General features: G+C 70.9%; 22 protein-coding genes. 12 read left to right on the top strand and 10 right to left on the bottom strand.

What is annotated here, in order from left to right; genetic code table 11:
* Window positions 1–25: 25 nt before the first annotated feature.
* The 5 genes from HQQ78_RS05380 to upp all read right to left on the bottom strand — a co-directional run bounded on the left by HQQ78_RS05380 (window position 26) and on the right by upp (window position 5,520).
* The gene (locus HQQ78_RS05380) at window positions 26–1,450 is read right to left on the bottom strand and encodes a serine hydrolase domain-containing protein (RefSeq protein ID WP_173151384.1); all 1,425 of its coding nucleotides are present in this window, start codon (window positions 1,448–1,450) and stop codon (window positions 26–28) included.
* Between the two features lie 26 nt (window positions 1,451–1,476).
* Window positions 1,477–2,850 (bottom strand): deoxyribodipyrimidine photo-lyase, encoded by a 1,374-nt coding sequence (locus tag HQQ78_RS05375; protein ID WP_173151382.1) that lies wholly within the window; start codon window positions 2,848–2,850, stop codon window positions 1,477–1,479.
* The gene (locus HQQ78_RS05370; RefSeq protein WP_056046607.1) at window positions 2,847–3,299 is read right to left on the bottom strand and encodes a MarR family winged helix-turn-helix transcriptional regulator; all 453 of its coding nucleotides are present in this window, start codon (window positions 3,297–3,299) and stop codon (window positions 2,847–2,849) included. The genes HQQ78_RS05375 and HQQ78_RS05370 overlap by 4 nt, the downstream gene beginning before the upstream one ends.
* Before the next feature lie 312 nt (window positions 3,300–3,611).
* Window positions 3,612–4,388, bottom strand: coding sequence for a winged helix-turn-helix domain-containing protein (locus HQQ78_RS05365; RefSeq protein WP_159826052.1), 777 nt, complete (start codon window positions 4,386–4,388; stop codon window positions 3,612–3,614).
* Window positions 4,389–4,887: 499 nt separating this feature from the next.
* Window positions 4,888–5,520: a uracil phosphoribosyltransferase gene (gene upp / locus HQQ78_RS05360; RefSeq protein WP_043593011.1), complete on the bottom strand. Its 633-nt coding sequence runs from the start codon at window positions 5,518–5,520 to the stop codon at window positions 4,888–4,890.
* 93 nt (window positions 5,521–5,613) lie between these two features.
* Between upp and HQQ78_RS05355 the strand changes: the two genes are divergently transcribed.
* Window positions 5,614–6,060, top strand: coding sequence for a nucleoside deaminase (locus HQQ78_RS05355; RefSeq protein ID WP_159828494.1), 447 nt, complete (start codon window positions 5,614–5,616; stop codon window positions 6,058–6,060).
* 39 nt (window positions 6,061–6,099) lie between these two features.
* On the opposite strand, the gene HQQ78_RS05350 is transcribed toward HQQ78_RS05355, so the two are convergent.
* Window positions 6,100–7,062, bottom strand: a complete 963-nt coding sequence (locus HQQ78_RS05350) for a cation diffusion facilitator family transporter (protein WP_159826054.1) — start codon at window positions 7,060–7,062, stop codon at window positions 6,100–6,102.
* Between the two features lie 46 nt (window positions 7,063–7,108).
* Between HQQ78_RS05350 and proC the strand changes: the two genes are divergently transcribed.
* Window positions 7,109–7,960 (top strand): pyrroline-5-carboxylate reductase, encoded by an 852-nt coding sequence (proC, locus tag HQQ78_RS05345; RefSeq protein ID WP_173151380.1) that lies wholly within the window; start codon window positions 7,109–7,111, stop codon window positions 7,958–7,960.
* Between the two features lie 4 nt (window positions 7,961–7,964).
* Here the strand turns inward: proC and HQQ78_RS05340 are convergent, their stop codons facing one another.
* Window positions 7,965–8,636 (bottom strand): TrkA family potassium uptake protein, encoded by a 672-nt coding sequence (locus HQQ78_RS05340; protein WP_043593005.1) that lies wholly within the window; start codon window positions 8,634–8,636, stop codon window positions 7,965–7,967.
* Window positions 8,629–10,086, bottom strand: a complete 1,458-nt coding sequence (locus HQQ78_RS05335; protein WP_056046599.1) for a TrkH family potassium uptake protein — start codon at window positions 10,084–10,086, stop codon at window positions 8,629–8,631. Before HQQ78_RS05335 ends, HQQ78_RS05340 begins: the two co-directional genes overlap by 8 nt.
* A 27-nt stretch (window positions 10,087–10,113) precedes the next feature.
* Between HQQ78_RS05335 and HQQ78_RS16325 the strand changes: the two genes are divergently transcribed.
* The 4 genes from HQQ78_RS16325 to HQQ78_RS05315 all read left to right on the top strand — a co-directional run bounded on the left by HQQ78_RS16325 (window position 10,114) and on the right by HQQ78_RS05315 (window position 11,521).
* Entirely contained in the window at window positions 10,114–10,650 is a 537-nt protein-coding gene (locus tag HQQ78_RS16325) for a helix-turn-helix transcriptional regulator (protein ID WP_082460318.1), read from the top strand.
* A gap of 113 nt (window positions 10,651–10,763) precedes the next feature.
* Window positions 10,764–10,958, top strand: a complete 195-nt coding sequence (locus HQQ78_RS05325) for a helix-turn-helix domain-containing protein (RefSeq protein ID WP_043593002.1) — start codon at window positions 10,764–10,766, stop codon at window positions 10,956–10,958.
* A gap of 107 nt (window positions 10,959–11,065) precedes the next feature.
* Window positions 11,066–11,164: a 30S ribosomal protein bS22 gene (locus tag HQQ78_RS05320; RefSeq protein WP_003792170.1), complete on the top strand. Its 99-nt coding sequence runs from the start codon at window positions 11,066–11,068 to the stop codon at window positions 11,162–11,164.
* A gap of 90 nt (window positions 11,165–11,254) precedes the next feature.
* Window positions 11,255–11,521, top strand: coding sequence for a glutaredoxin family protein (locus HQQ78_RS05315; RefSeq protein WP_173151378.1), 267 nt, complete (start codon window positions 11,255–11,257; stop codon window positions 11,519–11,521).
* A gap of 78 nt (window positions 11,522–11,599) precedes the next feature.
* Here the strand turns inward: HQQ78_RS05315 and aspS are convergent, their stop codons facing one another.
* Window positions 11,600–12,934, bottom strand: a complete 1,335-nt coding sequence (gene aspS / locus HQQ78_RS05310; RefSeq protein ID WP_173151376.1) for an aspartate--tRNA(Asn) ligase — start codon at window positions 12,932–12,934, stop codon at window positions 11,600–11,602.
* 120 nt (window positions 12,935–13,054) lie between these two features.
* Between aspS and HQQ78_RS05305 the strand changes: the two genes are divergently transcribed.
* The 5 genes from HQQ78_RS05305 to ccsB are packed head-to-tail and all read left to right on the top strand — an operon-like array spanning window position 13,055 to window position 17,925.
* A complete protein-coding gene (locus HQQ78_RS05305; RefSeq protein WP_056046592.1) occupies window positions 13,055–13,702 on the top strand; it encodes a histidine phosphatase family protein in 648 nt (215 codons plus the stop codon).
* Window positions 13,699–14,328: a TlpA disulfide reductase family protein gene (locus HQQ78_RS05300; protein WP_236556940.1), complete on the top strand. Its 630-nt coding sequence runs from the start codon at window positions 13,699–13,701 to the stop codon at window positions 14,326–14,328. Before HQQ78_RS05305 ends, HQQ78_RS05300 begins: the two co-directional genes overlap by 4 nt.
* Window positions 14,329–15,093, top strand: coding sequence for a cytochrome c biogenesis protein CcdA (locus HQQ78_RS05295; RefSeq protein ID WP_173151374.1), 765 nt, complete (start codon window positions 14,329–14,331; stop codon window positions 15,091–15,093). It begins immediately after the preceding gene.
* On the top strand, window positions 15,077–16,915 hold the full coding sequence (locus HQQ78_RS05290; protein ID WP_173151372.1) for a cytochrome c biogenesis protein ResB: 1,839 nt from the start codon (window positions 15,077–15,079) through the stop codon (window positions 16,913–16,915). Before HQQ78_RS05295 ends, HQQ78_RS05290 begins: the two co-directional genes overlap by 17 nt.
* Window positions 16,915–17,925: a c-type cytochrome biogenesis protein CcsB gene (gene ccsB, locus HQQ78_RS05285; protein WP_159826062.1), complete on the top strand. Its 1,011-nt coding sequence runs from the start codon at window positions 16,915–16,917 to the stop codon at window positions 17,923–17,925. Before HQQ78_RS05290 ends, ccsB begins: the two co-directional genes overlap by 1 nt.
* A 45-nt stretch (window positions 17,926–17,970) precedes the next feature.
* Here the strand turns inward: ccsB and HQQ78_RS05280 are convergent, their stop codons facing one another.
* Window positions 17,971–18,987 carry an o-succinylbenzoate synthase gene (locus HQQ78_RS05280; RefSeq protein WP_173151370.1) on the bottom strand — a complete coding sequence of 339 codons (1,017 nt, stop codon included), beginning with the start codon at window positions 18,985–18,987 and terminating at the stop codon, window positions 17,971–17,973.
* A gap of 42 nt (window positions 18,988–19,029) precedes the next feature.
* On the opposite strand from HQQ78_RS05280, the gene HQQ78_RS05275 reads away from it, so the two are divergent.
* Window positions 19,030–19,461 (top strand): hypothetical protein, encoded by a 432-nt coding sequence (locus HQQ78_RS05275; RefSeq protein WP_056046580.1) that lies wholly within the window; start codon window positions 19,030–19,032, stop codon window positions 19,459–19,461.
* Window positions 19,462–19,503 lie beyond the last annotated feature (42 nt).

Raw genomic sequence — 19,503 nt, 5'->3', positions numbered from 1 at the left:
ACGCCTGGCCCGACGAGCCCTTCGGCTACCGTGCGCTCTCGGCGCTCACCAACACGGTCTGGACCCGGGGCGGATGCTCGGGGGTGAGCCGGATCTCGAACCGGACGACGCCCCGGGCTCCCCGTCGTCGCCAGACCACGTGCGAGGGCGCGGACGACTCGTCGGGCGGCGATGCCTCGCCGTCGTCGTCCCAGCCGCCCACGGACTCGACGGCGGCGGCCCAGGAGGCGCGGCGTCGGTCGAGCGGCAGGTCCGCTTCGACGTTCTCGCTGAACAACCCGTCGGGCACGGCGCCGCCGAGGACGACGGCCTCGACCGCCTCGCGGGCCGCGGACGTCTCGGGCCACGGCCGCACGACGACGCGGGCATCGGGGCGCTCGGCCATCAGGCCGTCGAGCGCGAGCCCGATCGGCTCGGAGACCTTCGAGTAGGTCGCGTTCTCGAACCCGATCGCGCCGAGGCCGGTCGCGGTCTGCCAGCGCATGTGGGCCGAGAACCCGGGGTAGCCCCCGCTGTGCGACACGACGGGGCCGTGGTCGGGGTAGTGCTCGACGAACAGGCCGAACCCGTAGCCGCCGGGGTGCCCGACCCGGGCGGGGACGAAACGCTGCACCTGTTGCATCTCGCGTCGGGAGGCGCGCGAGAGGATGCCGTCGAGGTCGCCGCGGCCCTCGGGGTCGAAGGCGGAACCCAGCCAGCGCGCCCAGCGCGCCAGGTCGGTCACGGTGCTGAACAAGCCGCCGATCGGCGAGAACGCGCCCGGGCCTGAGAACGGCAGGGGGTCACCCCCGTCGGAGGTGCGGCGATGGCCGATCGCGACGCCGCCCGTCGCTCGCACGGTCGCCTCGAAGCCGGTGGCCGTCAGGCCGAGCGGTTCGAGGATCGTCGACTCGACGACCTCACGGTAGGGCCTGCCGGCGACGGCCGCGATCGCCCGGCCCACGAGGGCGAAGCCGAGGTTGGAGTAGGCGAAGGTGGTGCCCGGCACGCTGTCGAAGCTGAGCCCGGCCCGCAGCAGGGCGTCGAGTCCGTCGTCGGTGAGCGATTCTTGCCGGTCGCCCCACGGATCGTCCGTGGGGAAGCCGGCCGACATGGTCAGGAGCATGCGCAGGGTCGGCACGGGGGAGTCGGCGGTGGGCAGGGCCACGTCGGCGAAGGCGGGCACGAAGTCGGTGATCGGTGCGTCGAGGGACACGAGCCCGGCGTCGCGCTGGGCGAGCAGGGCGGTGGCGGTGAAGCTCTTCGTGCACGAGGCGATGCGGTACGCCGTGTCGACGCCGGGCGCGGTGCCGGGGGCGACCTGGCCGTAGGAGCCGTCGTGCGTGACGCCCGAACGGTCGAAGGTCGCCCACACGGCGCTCGGGCCGCGCCGCTCGGGAGCGCGTGCGGCGAACACGGCGTCGATCCCCGTGGGTGGTTCGGTGCGGTCGGGTCGTGATGACGTCGTCACGGAGGCGGTCCTCTCGAGGGGCGGGGTCATTCGGTGCGCGTGGTGCGGCGCATGGCTTCGTAGGCGTCGAGCGCGGCCCGGCGGGAGGCCTTGAGGTCGACCATGGGCTCGGGGTACGAGTCGGTGTCGACCTCGGGGACCCAGCGCCGCACGTAGTCGCGGTGCTTGTCGAACTTGTCGGCCTGCAGGACGGGGTTGAACACTCGGAAGTACGGGGCCGCGTCCGCACCCGAGCCGGCCGTCCACTGCCAGTTCGCGGGGTTGTTCGCCTCGTCCGCGTCGACCAGGGTGTCCCAGAACCACTGCTCGCCCACCCGCCAGTCGGCCAGCAGGTTCTTGACCAGGAAGCTCGCCGTGACCATGCGCACCCGGTTGTGCATGTACCCGGTGGTCCACAGCTCTCGCATGCCCGCGTCGACCAGCGGGATGCCGGTCGTGCCCTGCTGCCACGCCTCGAGTTCGCCGGGTTCGAGTTCGTGCCACGGGAAGTCGTCGAACTCCGGCCGGTAGTTCTTCGTGGCGAGGTGCGGGTTCGCGAAGAGGACGGTGTGGTTGAACTCGCGCCACACGAGTTCGCGCAGGAAGCCCGAGGCCTGTTCTCGGGCGTCGGGTGCCAGGTCGCCGCGCATGCGGTGCCAGACCTGGAACGGGCTGACCTCGCCGAAACGGAGGTGCGGCGAGAGGTGGCTCGTCGCCTCTTGGGCCGGCTCGTCGCGCAGGCCGTAGTCGGCCAGGTGGCCGGTGGCGAAACGTTCGAGGGTGTCGAGGGCCGACGCCTCGCCCGGGGTCCAGGCGTCGCGCAGGCCGGCCGACCAGTCGGGGGTCGTGGGCAGCAGCGCCCACGAGTCGAGGTCGTCGCTGTCGGGCGTCGCGTGGGGGACGTGCAGCTCGTCGGGTACCGCCTCGGGGTGGCGGGGTTCGGGCCGGTCGAGGCAGGCGCGCCAGAACGGCGTGAAGACCTTGAACGGCTGGCCCTGCCCGGTCTGGATGGTCCACGGTTCGAACATGAGGTTCGCCTGGAAGCTGCGCACGTCGAGCCCACGCTCGCGCAGCGACGACTTGAGCCCGGCGTCGGCGTCGCGGGCGGCCAGACCGTACCGGCGGTTCCAGAAGACGGCACCCGCGCCCACCTCGTCGACGAGACGGGGGAGTTCGCGTGCCTGGGGACCCCGGCGCAGCGTGAGTCGCCCCCCGACGGCCTGCAGCGATTCGGCGAGGGCGGCGAGGCTGTGGTGCAGCCACCAGCGTGAGGCCGCGCCGAGGGGGCGGAGGCCGTCGGTCTCGTCGTCGAGCAGGAAGAGGACGACGACCGGCTCGCCGCGCTCGACGGCGGCCACGAGGGCGGGGTTGTCGGCGAGGCGCAGATCGTCGCGCAACCAGACGATGGAGGGAGAGGTCATGCGTTCGTCCCGACCGGCGTGCCGAGCCGCAGCTTGGTGCACAGATCGGCGAGCGAGGCCAGTTCGTCGTCGTCGAGTGCTCCGCCCACGCGACGACGGATGGCCTCGGCGTGGCTGACCGCCGTGCGTCGGTAGAGGTCGTAGCCCTCGTCCGTCATGGTCACGATGATGCCCCGGCCGTCGCCGGGGTCGGAGGCCTTCTCGACGATGCCCTTCGACGCCAGTCGGTCGACGAGACGGCTGATGCTCGGCTGCGTCAGCAACAGGTGGCGGGTCAGGTCGCGGATGCGGGCCCGCCGATCGGGCTGGTTGGACAGGTTGAACAACACGTCGTACTCGTTGAACGAGATCTCGTGGGTCGGGAAGCACTCGGTCAGTTCACGCATGACGCTGACCTGGGCCCGGAACAGGGCTTCCCAGGCCCCCACGGCCATCGATGTCTCGCTCATGTCGTCCCTCACGTTCGTCGAGGTCGAGTCTACGAAAGGCCACCGACCTCGGGCCGACGCGCGGGGGCGGCGACGAGCGAGCGTGTACCCGGGGGTACACGACAGAGGGCCGGTCGCCCGATGGCGACCGGCCCTCTTCCCTTGCACCAGGAGTGTCCTGCAATCACATTCCGCCTCGGCCGCCACAGCAAACGACGTCGGCGAGACACAATCTATAACGGATCGGTAACGGTGGTCCAGGGGTGGACCCGAGGAATTCCTGGGAACTCGCACCGAGCCGACGCCGCGGCCGGCGCGTGTGCCGGACGGGGCTCAGAACACGTCGGGCGACGGGGTCGACGCGTGACGGATCGAGACGTCCGCGTGGCGGTCGAACCGGTAGCCGACCCCGCGGACGGTGCGGACGATGTCCTCGAAGGCGCCGAGTTTCGACCGCAGTCGACGGACGTGCACGTCGATGGTGCGTTCGTTCGGCACCTCGTCGTCGCCGTCGGCCCAGAGGCTCGAGATCAGCTCTGCTCGTTCGATGGTGCGGCCCTCGCGCAGGACGAGGTACTGCAGCAGCTCGAACTCCTTGTAGGTCAGGGGAGCCACGTCGCCGTCCAGCAGCAGGCGCTTGCGCGAGATGTCGACGACGACGCCGCCGCGGGCACCGGGCTCGTCGTCCTCGGTGACCTGCCGGCGCTTCGCCAGGGCGGCTGGGTCCTGCAGGGCCAGGCGGACGACCTCGACGTCTCGGCCGCCGGCCCCCTCGGGGGCGAGGGCCACGGCGGCGTGCGTCTCGGCCGACGGGGCGATCCGTCCGACGAGCTCCTTGATCTGCGAGACGACGTCGCCGAGCGAGGTGCCGTCGGCGGCGGCCTTGAGCTCGTCGAGCCCGACGTAGAGGACGAAGCCGCGGGCCTCGGTGCCCTCGGGCACGGCGCGGGGTCGAGGTGCCGCGGGAGCAACGGAACTCGCGACGACGGACGCGTCGCTGGGGGCGGCCGAGAGGGCGGGCGCGACCTCGCGGAGGGGCGTCGGGGCGGCGGAACGGGCGGGCGAGACGGTGCGGGTGGCGGTGACGGGGCGGTCGAGGATGAGGGACATGACAGGCGGGGTCCTTGCGTGACGGCGGCGGTCCCTCGGGCCGACGGGTCGCCGGGTGCGGAGGGACTGCTCGATGTGTGTCGGTGCTCGATCCCGCCGGCGATGGTGCCGTACGTCACGAGCAGTCGGTGCGATGCACCGTTCGGGATGCGCGTCGAGGGTGGCGACGCGGGGCATCCTGGAGTCGGTGGCTCAGTGACCGGGTGGGGTCACGAGCTCAGCTGGCGGTGTCAGCAGCTTCGACTCGGCGAGGTGTGTGACCGGATCAGGCACACATTCGACACATGACAGCGTGCATCGGCATCATCATGCCGGTGCTCCCGAGGGCCTCACGAGAGGTCGGGGTGAGCACACTGTTAGTCATGGGGTCGATCTTGTTACACCCCGCGTCGCGATGTCAAGCGACGTTCGCGTTCCGGCACCGTGAGCGGCCCGGAAACGCCGGACCGCGCCTCCTGCGGTCGAGGAGGCGCGGTCCGGGGCGTCGGGGCGACGGGGGTCAGGCGAGCCCGTAGAGGCGGTCGCCCGCGTCGCCGAGGCCCGGCACGATGTAGCCCTGCTCGTTGAGCTTCTCGTCGACGGCGCCCAGCACGACGTGGACGTCGCGGCCCTCCATCGCCTTCTCGACGGCGGCGAGGCCCTCGGGCGCGGCCAGGATGCAGACCGCCGTGACGTCGACGGCGCCGCGGTCGAGGAGGTAGTCGATCGCCGCGATGAGCGAACCGCCGGTGGCGAGCATCGGGTCGAGCACGAAGCACTGACGGTTCGAGAGGTCGTCGGGCAGACGCTCGGCGTAGGTCGTGGGCTGGAGGGTCTCTTCGTCGCGCACCATGCCGAGGAATCCGACCTCGGCCGTGGGGACGAGCTTGGTCATGCCCTCGAGCATGCCGAGGCCGGCGCGCAGGATCGGCACGACGAGCGGACGCGGCTGGCTGATCTCGAGACCCGTGGTCGGACCGACCGGGGTCTCGATGTCGACGGGGCTGGTGCGGACGTCGCGCGTGGCCTCGTAGGCCAGCAGCGTGACGAGTTCTTCGGTCAGCGCCCGGAAGGTGGGGGAGGGTGTGCTCTTGTCGCGGAGCACGGTCAGCTTGTGGGTGATCAGGGGGTGGTCCGCTACGTGCACTCGCATAGGCTCAACGGTAGCGGAGTCGACCGGTTCCGTGAGCCGTCCCGACCCCGCAGAGGCCCCGTGATCGCCGTCCCGCCCGAGTTCGACGACTGGATGTCGCTCGCCCTCGCCGAGGCCGACGCGTGCCACGTCTCGGCCGACGTGCCGGTCGGTGCCGTGGTGGTCGACGCCGACGGCCTGGTCATCGCGACCGGCCGCAACGAACGCGAGTTGCGGCAGGACCCGACCGCCCACGCCGAGGTGATCGCGCTGCGGGCCGCCGCGGCGCACACCGGCGACTGGCACCTCACCGGCACGACGCTCGTGGTCACCCTCGAACCGTGCCCCATGTGCGCCGGGGCCCTGCTCGCCGCCCGGGTCCCGCGGCTCGTCTACGGGGCCTGGGACGACAAGGCAGGAGGCGCGGGCAGCGTCTACGACATCGTCCGCGACCGCAGGCTCCCGCACCGCGCCGAGGTGTACGCCGGCGTGCGCGAGGCCGAGTGCCGGGCTCGGCTGGACGACTTCTTCGCCGCGCGGCGCGTCGCCGAGGGGCACTGAGGCGGGCCGACCCCGAGGGCCGATCCGCGCCTCCTCGGGTCAGTCGGCCGCGCGGATGACGATCGCGTCGGTCGGCGGGTCGACCTGGCCCGGCTTGACCCAGACGTCGGGTTCGACGTAGATGACGCGGGCGATCGGCACGGCCTCGCGGATGCGCGACTCGACGGCGTTGATGGCGCTCGCGACGTCGGCCAGCACCGTGCGGCCGGGCATCGCGACCTTGACGCCGACGAGCAGCTCGTCGGGACCGAGGTAGAGGGTCTTCATGTGGATGATCGACTCGACCTCGGGCCCGCCCGTGATCGCGGCGCGGATCTTCTGGACGTCGTCGGCCGAGGCGCCCTCGCCGACGAGCAGGCTCTTCGTCTCGATGCCGAGGATCACGGCCACCGCGACGAGCAGCACGCCGATCGCCAGGGTGCCGATCGCGTCGAAGACGCCGTCACCGGTGATCCAGGTGAGCACGACGCCGATCATGGCGAACGACAGGCCGAGCAGCGCGGCGGCGTCCTCGAGCAGCACGACCGGCAGCTCGGGGGCCTTGGCCCGGCGCACGAACGCGACCCAGCTCTGCTGACCCTTGCTCGGGCGGGACTCGCGGATCGCGGTGCGCAGCGAGAACCCTTCGAGGGCGAGCGAGATGGCGAGCACGAGGACGGGCAGCCAGGGCACCTCGAGGGGGTGCGGCTCGCGCAGCTTCTCGACGCCCTCGTAGAGCGAGAACACGCCACCGACGCTGAACAGGATGATCGAGACGACGAACGCATAGACGTAGCGTTCGCGCCCGTGGCCGAAGGGGTGGTCGGCGTCGGCGGCCTTCTTCGCCTTGCGGCCACCGAGCAGCAGCAGGAGCTGGTTGCCCGAGTCCGCCAGGGAGTGGACGCCCTCGGCGAGCATGGACGACGACCCCGAGAACGCCCAGGCGATGAACTTCGTCACCGCGATGCCCAGGTTCGCGCTGAGTGCGGCGATGATCGCCTTGTTGCCGCCGTGACTGCTCATCGGTTCGATCCCCTCGTGTGGTCCTGGTCGATCCTAGGATGGCCGGATGGTCACCACCCTCCCCACCACAGCGATTCTCGGAGCCGGCTCGATGGGCGGCGCGATCCTGCAGGGCCTGCTGCACCCCGAGGTGTCCGTCGACGGGGGCGTGCGGGTGACGAACCGCACCGAGGTCAAGGCCCGCGCGCTGCGGCACGGCGGGGTCACCTCCTTCGCCACCGAGACCGATCCGAGCGCCAACTCCTCCGCGGTCGTCGGTGCGCGGCTGGTGCTGATCGGCGTCAAGCCGCACATGGTGGTCGACCTGCTGCACGAGATCGGTCCCGTGCTCGACGCGGGTGCCGTCGTCGTGAGCCTGGCCGCCGGCGTGACGACGGCCACGATGGAGGCGGCGCTGCCCGAGTCCGTGTCGGTGCTGCGCTCCATGCCGAACACGCCGTCGCACGTCGGTCTCGGGGTGACCGGCCTGAGCGCCGGGTCGCGCTCGACCGACGCCGACCTGGCCCTGGCCCGGTCGCTCTTCGCCGTCGTCGGCGACGTCGTGGTCGTCCCCGAGGCGCAGATCGACGCGCTCAGCACGATCTCGGGTTCGGGCCCCGCGTACGTCTTCTACCTCGTCGAGCAACTGCAGGAGGCGGCGGTCGCGTTGGGCTTCACCCGCGCGCAGGCCGCCACCCTGGTGCAGGGCACGTTCCGTGGCGCGAGCGAGCTGCTCGCGACGAGCGACGTCCTGCCGGCCGACGCCGCACCGGCCGAACTCCGTCGCCGTGTCACGAGCCCTGGCGGAACGACCGAGCGCGCCGTGGCCGAACTCGCCGACGGTGGTCTGCTCGAGCTGTTCGAGCGGGCGACCCAGGCGGCCCTGGCCCGCAACCGCGAGATCGCCGAAGGGCGCTAGGCGATCAGCCCTCGAGGGCGGCGAAGCGCTCGATGGCGCGGCTGTCGCCCGACACGATGATCAGGTCGTGGTTGCTGATGACCGTCTCGGGGGTCGCCTCGACGAACGCCCCACCGGGGCTCTTGACGCCGACGATCGTGATGCCGTACTTCTTGCGGATGTTCGACGCGGCCAACGAGGCACCGCGGACGGGCTTCGGCGGATACATCTTGACGATCGCGAAGGCGTCGTCGAACTCGATGTAGTCGAGCATCCGGCCCGAGACGAGGTGCGCGACGCGCTCGCCGGCCTCGCGCTCGGGGTAGATGACGTGGTTTGCGCCGATGCGGGCGAGGATCTTGCCGTGCGACTGGCTGATCGCCTTCGCCCAGATCTGCGGCACCTTCAGGTCGACCAGGTTGGCCGTGATGAGCACGCTGGCCTCGATGGACGAGCCGACGGCGACGACCGCGATCGAGAAGTCCTGCGCGCCGATCTGCTTGAGGGCGTCGATGCTCCGGGCGTCGGCCTGCACCGCGTGCGTCACGCGGTCGGCCCATTTCTGCACGAGCCCGGCGTCGGTGTCGACGGCGAGCACGTCACGGTCCTGCCGTTCGAGCTGTCCGGCGGTCGCGGCGCCGAAGCGTCCGAGGCCGATGACGAGCACCGGGGCGTCGTGCTTGATCTTGTCAACCAACGATCGGTCGCTCCTCGGCTCGGGTGAACAGCTGGCGTCGTTGGCTGGCGGCCAGGGCGACGGAGAGTGTCACTGTACCAACGCGGCCCATCCACATCGTGACCGCCAGGATGTACTTCGCCGAGTCCGGCAGGCGGTCGGTCAGGCCGGTGCTGAGCCCCGAGGTGGCGAACGCCGAGATGGACTCGAACAGCACGTGGTCGAGGGGCTCCTTCGTGATGTGCATGATCAGGATGCTCGACACGGCGACGATCGTGGCGCCCCAGAGGACGACGCTGACGGCCAGGCGCAGGACGTCGCTGGGGATGCGGCGGCCGAAGGCCTCCATCGACCGCTGGCCGCGTGCCTCCGCGAAGGCCGCCAGGAACAGCACCGCGAGCGTCGTGACCTTGATGCCTCCGGCGGTCGACGCCGAGCCGCCGCCGATGAACATCAGCATGTCGGTGACGAGGAGCGACGATCCGTTCAGGTCGGAGATCTGGATCGTCGAGAAACCGCCCGACCTCGTCATCATGCTGAGGAACAGGGACTGGAACACCGTCGGGCCGGCCTCGATGCCGCCGAACGTCTTCGGGTTGTCGAACTCGAGGACGATGTAGAGCACCATGCCGAACACGATGAGGATCGCCGTCGTCAGCAGGGTCAGCTTGACGTGGACGGACCAGCGCCGGGGGTTGCGGGGGTTCCGGGCCAGGGCGTAGATCACCGGGAACCCGATGCTGCCGAGGAAGACCCCGACCATGATCAGGCTGAGGAACCAGTAGTCGTTCTCGAACGCGGCCAGACCCTCGGCGTTGGGCGTGAACCCGGTGTTCGTGAAGGCCATCGCCGAGTAGTAGAAGCTGTCGAGCACCGCGTCGCCGACGGGGATGCCGTCGATCAGCATGCGGGGGATCATCAGCACCGCGATGACGAGCTGGATCACGAACGAGCTGAGGGCCACCGTCGTCAGCAGGCCACCGATCTCGCCGAGTCGCACGGCCTGCCCCTCGGGCACGGGGCCGGCGTGCACCCGCAGCGGGTTCTGGTCGCCGGCGGCCATCAGCCGGGCGCGGAGGCCGAGCTTGCGCGAGACGACGAGGCCCATGATCGACGCGAGCGTGAGCACGCCGATCGCCCCGATCTGCACGCCGACGAAGATGACGACGTGGCCGAACAGGGACCAGTGGGTGGCCATGTCGACCGTCGCGAGGCCGGTCACGCAGATGACCGAGACGGCCGTGAACACGGAGTCGGCCAGCGGGGTGATCGTCCGGTCGGCCGAGGCGATCGGCAACGAGAACAGCAGGGTGAAGACGACGATGAGGCCGGTGAAGATCAGGATGGCGAAGCGCGCGGGCGACTTGCGACCGATGTCGTCGATCGCGTCGCTGAGTCTGCGCCAGGGCGAGCGGCCGGGGTCCGAGGGGCGGCGTCGACCGGCGACGGGGGCGCGAGTCACGACGGTCATGCTATCCCGGGTCACTACGCTGGTCGCATGCCGGACATCTTCGCCGTGATCGCCGACGCCACCCGCCGAGACCTCTTGAAGGTGCTGCTCGACGCCTCGCTGTCGACCGACTCCGCCAATGCCGACATCAGCGTGGGTGAGATGGTCACGTCCCTCGGCGTCAGCCAGCCGACCGTCTCGAAGCACCTCCGGGTGCTGCGCGAGGCCGGTCTGGTGCGCGTCCGCGAAGAAGGTCAGCACCGGTACTACTCGCTCGAGTCGGGGCCGCTCGAGGTGGTCGAGGACTGGTTGATCCCGTTCGTCAGTGCCGACTCGCTGACCTCCGAGGCGTTGGCCAGCACGCCCTTCGCCGCCTGGGCCGGGGCCTCCGTCCCCGCCCCGCTCCGGCGGGCGGCCGAGAACCTGCCCGACGCCGAGGACGTCGGGAGCACGCTGGGTCGCTACGCGGCCGGGGCCCAGCACCGCGCCTCCTCGGCCCTGCACGACGCCCAGAGCGCGCTCGGGGCCCTGGACGAGCGCGTCATCGACCCCGTCCGCAAGCGGTGGGGACGCACCGGCCAGTAGCGGCCCGGGCACCTTTACACCGAGTCACACGCGCCCCTAGAGTTGCCCCCAGGCACATGGGGAACACCCGTCTGCTCCACAGCCCCGCCCGGGGCCCGAGACGAGGCAGGGTCATGTCGCAGGATCTGTCGGATGTGCGGTTCCTCACGGTCGCCGAGGTGGCCGACATGATGCGCGTGTCGAAGATGACGGTCTACCGCATGGTCCACTCGGGCGAGCTGCCGGCGATCCGCTTCGGGCGGTCCTTCCGCGTGCCGGAATCGGCCGTCGCGGCCGTGCTGCGAATCGGCATCGCCGACGTCGGGTAGGCCCACTTCGACTTTCTCGGGCCGTCCTAGTAGACTGACCCGAGGCATTTTTCCGCGGTTCTGTTTCGGACCCGGTCGGTCCAATCCAGAAATCAGTGAGGTCCTCTATGGGTTCTGTCATCAAGAAGCGTCGCAAGCGCATGGCGAAGAAGAAGCACCGCAAGCTGCTTCGCAAGACTCGTCACCAGCGTCGCAACAAGAAGTAGTCGCTCGACGCGAAGGCCCCCGCCGACCACCGGTCGCCGGGGGCCTTCGTCGTGCCCGGGCGCCAGCCGGCCCTCGCTACCCTTGAGGGCATGGCCGAACCGCGAATCACCCTCCTGACCAAGCCGGGCTGCCACCTGTGCGACGACGCCCGTTCCGCGGTGCACGGCGTGCTGGCCGAAGCCGAGTTCGTCGATGCCGGCATGGTCGTCGACGAGAAGAACATCCTCGACGACGCCGAGCTCGCCGCCGAGTACGCCGAAGAGATCCCGGTCGTCCTGATCGACGGTCGCGTGCACACCATCTGGCGGGTCGAGCCCGAGCGGCTCCGGACGGCGCTCCGCGCGGCCGTCCGCTGAGGACGGCCGACGGCGCACGACGACGAGAAGCCCCGACGAGACACTCTCGTCGGGGCTTCTGTGGTCGGTGGCGAGGAGCTACGGCTGGAGGCGCGTGGGGCCGCGGAAGAGGAAGGTCACCTCACGCAGGTTGGCCTGGTTCAGCATGAGCATCAGCACCCGGGCGAGGCCCATGCCGAAGCCGCCGTGCGACGGGGCGCCGTAGCGGAAGAAGTCGAGGTAGCTCGAGAGCTCTTCGGGCTTCTTGCCCTTCTCGCGGATCTGCTGCTCGAGCACCTCGATGCGGTGCTCGCGCTGCGCACCCGTGGTGATCTCGGTGCCGCGGTAGATGAGGTCGTAGCTCTTGGTGAGCTGCGGGTCGTCGTCATGACGCATGTGATAGAACGGGCGGATCGAGGCATCGTAGTCCGTCAGGTACACGAAGTCGTGTCCGAACTCCTCCGCGACGTACTCGGCGATGCGGCGCTCGCCCTCGGGGTCCATGTCGGCATCCGCCCGGGGCACCTCGTAGCCGCGCTCGGCCACGATGCGCTTGGCCTCGGCCAAGGGGATGCGGGGGAACGGCACGGTCGGCACCACGACGTCGACGTCGAAGAGCTCCTTGATCTCGGCGCCGTGCTTGTCGGCCACGGCCTGGAACGCGAAGGCCAGCAGCTGCTCCTGCATCTGCATGACGTCCTCGTGGCTCTCGACGTAGCTGATCTCGGCGTCGACCCCCGTGAACTCGGTCGCGTGACGCGACGTGAACGACGGGTCGGCACGGAACACCGGAGCGATCTCGAAGATCTTGCCGAAGCCGGCCGACTGGGCCATCTGCTTGAAGAACTGGGGGCTCTGCGCCAGGTAGGCGACACCGTCGAAGTAGTCGACCTTGAACAGCTCGGCGTTCGACTCGCTCGGGGTCGCCATGAGCTTCGGGGTGTGGATCTCGACGTAGTCACGCTCGATCCACCAGGTGCGCAGGGCGTGCTCGAAGGTCGTCTGCACGCGGAAGATCAGGGCGTTGCGGGGGACGCGCAGGTCGAGGAAGCGCCAGTCGAGGCGCTTGTCGATGCCGCTGTCGGCGGCGATGGGGGTCTCGGGGTCGGCCAGCGAGTCGATGACGAGCGTCTCGACCTTGACCTCGATGCCGCCGAGCTTGACGCGCTCGTCGTGCTTGAGCTCGCCCGTGACGGTGACGAAGCTGCCCTGCGACAGCGACGAGATCGCGTCGGCGACGTCGTCGGTCTCGCCCGCGGCCTCGAGCACGTCGGCCGCGGTACGGGGGCGGACCAGCTGAAGGGCGCCCGTCTCGTCGCGGAGCACGACGAACTGCACCTTCTTCTGGTCGCGCACCGTCTCGACCCAGCCGGTCACGGTCACGGGTCCGTCGGGCAGCGCGGACAGGTCTTTGATGAGGGTGCGTTCGATCACGAGGCCCGAGTTTACAGTCACCGCCTCGCGCGACCCGCCGGACGGCCCCGGCGGACCACGGCGAGCTTGGGGCTTCCCGTGTGGGAGGTGTGCAGGCGGTCCCGACCTAGACTCGTCCGCATGCCCGCGCAGCAGATCCACCTCGTCCGGCACGGTGAGGTGCACAACCCCGAGCACGTGCTCTACGGCCGCCTCGACGGGTTCGGCCTGAGCGACCTCGGCCACCGGATGGCGGCCGCCTCGGCCGACGCCTTCCACGAGCAGGGCGTCCCGGTCCGCGCCGTGGTGGCCTCACCGCTCCAGCGCACCCGCGAGAGCGCGGCGCCGTGGTCGTCGGCCTTCGGGCTCGAGACGCAGGTCGACGAGCGGCTGATCGAGCCGAGCAACAAGTACGAGGGTCGTCGCAGCGACTTCACCATCGCCAAGCAGCTCAAGGTGCCGGCCGAGTGGCCCTGGATCGTCAACCCCCTGAAGCCGAGCTGGGGCGAGGCCTACGTGAGCATCGCCGCCCGCATGCTCTCGGCGGTCGACGAGGCCTGGTCGAGCGTCGACGAGGGCGACGTCGTGCTCGTCAGCCACCAGCTGCCCATCTGGATGGTCCACCGGAGCGTGACGGGCGCCCGCCTGTTCCACGACCCGCGCCGCCGCCGCTGCACCCTCTCGAGCATCACGACGCTCGAACGCCGCGAGGGGGGCTTCGTCGAGGTCGGCTACCAGGAACCCGCTGCACACTTGAACCAGTCCGCCGTCGACCTGGGAGCAGTGTGAGCCAGAAGACCATCCGTCCGACCCGAGCCCGACTCGTGGTCCGGGGCCTCGCGCTCGCTGCAGTCCTGGGCGTCGTCGCCACGGGGTGCTCGTCCACCGCCGACGACCTCGCGAAGCAGTACGGCAACGGCACGACCGAGAACTACATCTCGGGCAACGGCACCGTGACCGAGATCGCGCCCGAGGACCGCACCGACCCGGTCGCGTTCACGGCCGAGACGGACGCGGGCGAGACCGTCTCGCGAACCGACCACGAGGGCGAGGTCGTCGTCCTCAACTTCTGGTACGCGGCGTGCCCGCCCTGCCGTCTCGAAGCACCGGAGCTGGAGAAGCTCAACCAGTCCTACGCCGACAAGGGCGTCGAGTTCCTCGGCGTCAACGTGCGCGACCAGGCCGACACCTCCCTGGCCTTCGCCCGCACCTTCGACGTCACCTACCCGTCGGTCGTCGACGCCAACGACGGGGCGGTCCAGCTCGCCCTCGCCGGCACGATCGCGCCCAACGCGGTGCCGACCACGATCGTCCTCGACAAGCAGGGCCGCATCGCGGCGCGCATCCTGGGCGGTCTCGACGGGCCCGGCATCCTCGACACCCTGATCTCCGACACCCTCGCCGAGACGTCCTAGGTGTACCAGGGCAATCCCTTCTTCGACGCGGTCGTGGGCGGTCAGCTCGCGGTCGGCCTGCCGGTGGCCCTGCTGGCGGGGCTCATCTCGTTCCTGTCGCCGTGTGTGCTGCCGCTCGTGCCGGGGTACCTCGGTTACGTCGGCGGTCTGACGACGGGGGCGACCGAGGCGAGGGCCCGGCGCCGCGACCGCCGCCGGCTCGTCCTCGGCGTCGTCCTGTTCATCCTCGGCTTCTCGGTCGTCTTCGTCGGCACCTCGCTCGCCTTCGCCTCGGCGGGGTTCTGGTTGATCCAGTGGCGCGACGTCGTCACCCGGGTCATGGGCGTCGTGGTGATCCTGCTCGGTCTCGTCTTCATCGGGCAGTTCACGTTCTTGCAACGCACCCTCAAGCCCGGGTTCCTCCCGAAGACGGGTCTCGCCGGGGCGCCCCTGCTCGGCATCGTCTTCGGCGTCGGGTGGACCCCCTGCATCGGACCCACCCTGGCCGCCGTGCAGGTGCTCGCCCTGGGCTCGGGCTCGGCCTGGCAGGGCGTCCTGCTCGGGGCCTTCTACTGCATCGGCCTCGGGGTCCCGTTCCTGCTCGTCGCGCTCGGCTTCGGCTGGGCGTCACGATCCATCTCGTTCGTCAAGCGGCACATCCGCGTCGTCAACATCGTCGGAGGGTCACTGCTCGTGCTCATCGGTCTGCTCATGGTCACGGGCCTCTGGTCCAGCCTCATGTCACACGTCGGGGCGGTGATCGCGACCTATGGCACGATCGTCTGACCGCGACGGGGGCGACGCGACCCGCGCCTCCTCGGTGGCCGCCGGGACCGACACCGGGCGGAGCGACACCGGGTTGACCGACGCGGACGCCACCGACGTCGGCGGCGACCCGTTGCGCCCGAGCGACCACATCGACTCGGTCCGCCCGGCGGCCTCCGACGGCGCGGGCATCACGCAGCCGAAGCTCGGCCCCGTCGGCTACCTGCGCTTCTTCTGGCGACAGCTGACCAGCATGAAGACCGCGCTCTTCCTGCTCATGCTGCTCGCCGTCGCGGCGATCCCCGGTTCGCTCGTGCCGCAGCGCACCTCCGACCCCAACGGCGTGGTCCAGTACCGCACCGACCACCCCGACCTGTTCCCGGTGCTCGACAAGCTCGGCGTCTTCGACACCTACTCGTCGCCCTGGTTCTCGGCCGTCTACCTGCTGCTCTTCATCTCGCTGATCGGCTGCATCATCCCGCGCACCCGGCACCACTTCGAGGCGCTGCGAGCTCGACCCCCGAAGACCCCCGCGCGGTTGTCGCGCCTGGCCGGGTACCGGTCGATCACGCTCGAGACCGCAGGAGGCGCGGGTGAGGCCTCGATCACGGCCGCCCGTGCCGTCGACGCGGCCCGGGCCCAGCTGAAGCGCTCCGGCTACCGCACGCAGGTCTTCGGCGACTCGGTCAGCGCCGAACGCGGCTACCTGCGCGAGACCGGCAACCTGGTGTTCCACTCGGCGCTCGTCGGGGTCCTCCTGACCGTCGGCGTCGGCGGCGGCTTCGGTTACTCGGGCCAGCGCGTGGTCGTCGAGGGTCAGACCTTCTCGAACGTGCTCGGCTCGTACGACTCGTTCAACCCGGGCCGCTGGTTCGACGAGGCACAGCTGTCGCCTTTCTCGATCGCGCTCGACCGGTTCTCGACCGAGTACGCGCCCGACACCGCGGGCGCGGCCGGCATGGCCACCGACTTCACCGCCGACGTCACCGCGCAGGCGCGGGGTGGCGACGCCGAGAAGACGCAGATCAAGGTCAACTCGCCCCTGTCGATCGGCGGTTCGAACGTCTACCTGCTGGGCAACGGCTACGCGGTCGACGTGACGGTGCGCGACGGCGAGGGCAACGTCGCGTTCCGGGACACGGTCCCGTTCCTGCCGCAGGACACCAACCTCACCTCGCTCGGCGTCATCAAGGTGCCCGACGCCCTGCCCCGGCAGCTCGGCATGATCGGGTTCTTCTACCCCACGGCGGCGGACAACGGCACGGGGGCCCTGACGTCCACCGACCCGGACACCACGAACCCCGTGCTCAGCCTGAACGTCTACTCGGGCGACCTCGGGCTGGACGCCGGGGTGCCGACGTCCGTCTACACGCTCGACACGGACGGTCTGACCCCGCTGGCCGGCACCGACGACGACGCGCAAGAGAAAGCGGTCCAGCTGATCCCGGGCGAGACGGCGACGATCCCCGACGGTCTCGGCACGATCACCTTCGACGGGGTGAAGCGGTTCGCCTCGTTCGACATCCACCACGACCCCTCGCAGGTCTGGGTGCTGTTGTTCGCGGGGCTCTCGTTCGCCGGTCTGCTGACCGCGTTGTTCGTGCCGCGCCGTCGGGTCTGGGTCAAGGCCACCGAGACCGGCGACGGCGTCCGGCTCGAGTACGCCGGGCTCGCCCGCGGCGAGGACCCCACGCTCGGACGCGCCGTCGGCGACATCGCCAAGGCGCACCTGGGCGGCCTCGGCGTCCCGGCCGACGTCGCGCGCGAGGTCGCCGACGACCCGGCCCGTCACGACGTCGAGAAACCCGGCCCCGCCGCCGGGGGACGCGGACGTAAGATCTGATGGTGACCGCCGACCTCGCCTACTACTCGCTCGTCGCCGTGTACTCGGCGATGGCCATCTACACGATCTCGTTCGTGGCCTTCGCCCTCGACCTGGCGAAGCGGTCCGGTGACGCCCAGCAGGCGGCGGCCCGTGCGGCCAAGGCCGAGGCCCTCGCGACCACCACCGTCTCGCGCTCGTCGTCGGGCGGCAGCACCGTCGTCCTCGACCGGCCGTCGGGCGGAGCGGGCGGGGCGGTCCCCGCCGCCGGTGGGTCCGCCAAGGCCTCGAGCTTCGAGCGCGTCGCCATCGCCATGATGCTCCTGGGGTTCGTCGTCCACGTCTCCTCGGTCGTCCTGCGTGGACTGGCCGCCGGTCGCGTGCCGTGGGCGAACATGTTCGAGTTCTCGCTGACCGGCACCGCGATCATCGTCGGGGTCTACCTGGCCGTCCAGCTGGTGGTCAACCTGCGGTTCCTCGGCGCGTACGTCATGGGCCTCAACCTGGTGCTGCTCGCGATCGGCACCGTCAACTACTACGTGGCGGTCTCGCCGCTGCCACCGGCGCTCCAGTCCGCCTGGCTGGTGATCCACGTCTTCGTGGCCATCCTCGGCACGGCGTTCTTCGCCATCGCCGCCGGGCTCTCGGCCGCCCAGCTCGTGCAGACGAAGCGTGAGCAGTCCAAGCTCGCCGGCCTGCGCTTCCTCGACACCCTCCCGGGCGCCGAGCGCCTCGAAGACCTGGCCTACCGCATCGCCCTCGTCGGCTTCGTCCTCTGGACCTTCACCCTCATCGCCGGCGCCATCTGGGCCGAGCGGGCGTGGGGCCGCTACTGGGGCTGGGACACCAAAGAGGTCTGGACCTTCATCATCTGGGTGCTCTACGCCGGGTACATCCACGCGCGGGCGACCCGTGGGTGGCGCGGGGCCCGGTCGTCGTGGTTGTCGATCATCGGCTTCGCCGCGGTCATGTTCAACTTCTCGGTCGTCAACGTCTTCTTCAAGGGCCTCCACGCGTACTCCGGTCTCTGACGCACCGACGCCGTGGCGTCGCCCGGCGCCGCGTGCGACGGGGCGTCAGCCCGCGAGCACGGCGTAGGAGGCGCGCAGCCGCTCCAGCCACACGTCGCGTCGGTCGTCGTCCACCGCGTGGCGGCGGAGCAGGTCGACGTCGACCTCGACCCGTCGCACGTCGATCTCTCCGTCGACGGGCAGCAGGGGATCACGCGTGACGTCGGCCCCGAGCAGGGCGGCCGTGCCGAGCCCGCAGTCGTGGCGGAGCCCGGGCACGGCGGAGGCGAGGTGCGCCCCCATGCTGAGCCCGACCGACGTGTCGAGGGCGCTCGACACGACGACGGGCAGCCCGGCCGCCGCGACGATGCGCAGTGCGGCGGTGACGCCGCCGAGCGGTTGGGCCTTGACCACGAGGAGGTCCGCGGCCCCGGCCCGGGCCACGGCCAGCGGGTCGTCGGCCTTGCGGACGCTCTCGTCGGCGGCGACGAGCACGCCCGACCCCGAGACGCGGCGTCGCAGCTCGGCGAGCTCGGGCACCGTGGCGCAGGGCTGTTCGGCGTACTCCAGGGCGTACGGTGCCATGCCGACCAGCGCCTCCTCGGCCGACTCGACGGACCATCCTCCGTTGGCGTCGACGCGGACGCGCCCCTCGGGGCCGACCCAGTCGCGGGCCGCCGCGACGCGGGCGATGTCGTCCGCGAGGGTCTGACCGCGCTCGGCGACCTTGACCTTGACCGTCCGGCAGCCGCGGTAGCGGGCGAGCACGTCGGGCACCCGGTCGGCGGAGACGGCCGGCAGGGTCGCGTTGACCGCCACCCGGCGGGCGCCCCCCTCGGGGAGCCGGCCCCAGCCGAAGTCGATCGTGGCCGCGAGCCAGGCGGCCGCCTCGGCCGGTCCGTACTCGACGAAGGGGCTGAACTCGGTCCAGCCCGACGGGCCCTCGACCAGCAGGGCCTCGCGTGCGTCGAGTCCGCGGAACCGGGTGCGGAGGGGGAGACGGACGACGTGGGCACCCTCGACCAGGTCGGCCAGGGGAGGCAGCGGGGGAGTCGTGGACGGTGCGCGGTCGACGGTCGGCATCCGCCCAGTGTCGCACCGGGGACCCCGGTAAGGTCGTGCGTCATGGTCGACCGCGAACCCGAACCCGTCCGACGACCGGAGCCCTCACCCGACGATCCCTCCGACCCGGGGCGCGACGGCCTCGGCCGCGCCTCGTCCGAGGCCGACGGCCTCCGGGTCTTCGACGGTCCCGGTCACGACGTGCTCGACCCTGCGCGCAGCCGACGCCTCGGCGTCGTCACGTTCGTCCTGGCCGTCGTGCTGCTCGCACTCGACGGTGTGGCCCTGGGACTCCTGGCCGCGGACGCCGTGAGCCCGGCCGCCGTCCTCGCGTTGGTCACCCTGTTGGCCTCCGTCGTCGTCGGGGTGATCGGTCTGATGGCCGCCGTCCTGCGCCGCGGCCGGTGGTGGGGGGTGGCCGCGGTGGTCCTCAGCTCGCTGTCGAACCCGTTCGTGCTCGTCTGGCTGATCGGGCGGTTCGTCTCGACGGTCTGACCCCGCCAGGCGGCGAGGTCGGACCCCGTCGCTAGGCTGGCG

The organism is Frigoribacterium sp. VKM Ac-2859, assembly GCF_013204925.1.
Lineage (GTDB): Bacteria > Actinomycetota > Actinomycetes > Actinomycetales > Microbacteriaceae > Frigoribacterium.
The sequence above is the reverse complement of the archived record's forward strand: the minus strand, read 5'-3'. Positions and strand labels throughout refer to the sequence as shown.

Bases quoted from the DNA above. Each gene is read 5' to 3' on its own strand.
- HQQ78_RS05350 (WP_159826054.1), bottom strand. From the start codon at position 7,062: ATGAGCAGTCACGGCGGCAACAAGGCGATCATCGCCGCACTCAGCGCG.
- HQQ78_RS16325 (WP_082460318.1), top strand. From the start codon at position 10,114: ATGCCGGACATCTTCGCCGTGATCGCCGACGCCACCCGCCGAGACCTC.
- HQQ78_RS05375 (WP_173151382.1), bottom strand. From the start codon at position 2,850: ATGACCTCTCCCTCCATCGTCTGGTTGCGCGACGATCTGCGCCTCGCC.
- HQQ78_RS05365 (WP_159826052.1), bottom strand. From the start codon at position 4,388: ATGTCCCTCATCCTCGACCGCCCCGTCACCGCCACCCGCACCGTCTCG.
- ccsB (WP_159826062.1), top strand. From the start codon at position 16,915: ATGGTGACCGCCGACCTCGCCTACTACTCGCTCGTCGCCGTGTACTCG.
- upp (WP_043593011.1), bottom strand. From the start codon at position 5,520: ATGCGAGTGCACGTAGCGGACCACCCCCTGATCACCCACAAGCTGACC.
- HQQ78_RS05280 (WP_173151370.1), bottom strand. From the start codon at position 18,987: ATGCCGACCGTCGACCGCGCACCGTCCACGACTCCCCCGCTGCCTCCC.
- HQQ78_RS05370 (WP_056046607.1), bottom strand. From the start codon at position 3,299: ATGAGCGAGACATCGATGGCCGTGGGGGCCTGGGAAGCCCTGTTCCGG.
- HQQ78_RS05325 (WP_043593002.1), top strand. From the start codon at position 10,764: ATGTCGCAGGATCTGTCGGATGTGCGGTTCCTCACGGTCGCCGAGGTG.
- HQQ78_RS05290 (WP_173151372.1), top strand. From the start codon at position 15,077: ATGGCACGATCGTCTGACCGCGACGGGGGCGACGCGACCCGCGCCTCC.
- HQQ78_RS05275 (WP_056046580.1), top strand. From the start codon at position 19,030: ATGGTCGACCGCGAACCCGAACCCGTCCGACGACCGGAGCCCTCACCC.
- HQQ78_RS05305 (WP_056046592.1), top strand. From the start codon at position 13,055: ATGCCCGCGCAGCAGATCCACCTCGTCCGGCACGGTGAGGTGCACAAC.
- HQQ78_RS05335 (WP_056046599.1), bottom strand. From the start codon at position 10,086: ATGACCGTCGTGACTCGCGCCCCCGTCGCCGGTCGACGCCGCCCCTCG.
- HQQ78_RS05315 (WP_173151378.1), top strand. From the start codon at position 11,255: ATGGCCGAACCGCGAATCACCCTCCTGACCAAGCCGGGCTGCCACCTG.
- proC (WP_173151380.1), top strand. From the start codon at position 7,109: ATGGTCACCACCCTCCCCACCACAGCGATTCTCGGAGCCGGCTCGATG.
- HQQ78_RS05355 (WP_159828494.1), top strand. From the start codon at position 5,614: ATGTCGCTCGCCCTCGCCGAGGCCGACGCGTGCCACGTCTCGGCCGAC.
- HQQ78_RS05320 (WP_003792170.1), top strand. From the start codon at position 11,066: ATGGGTTCTGTCATCAAGAAGCGTCGCAAGCGCATGGCGAAGAAGAAG.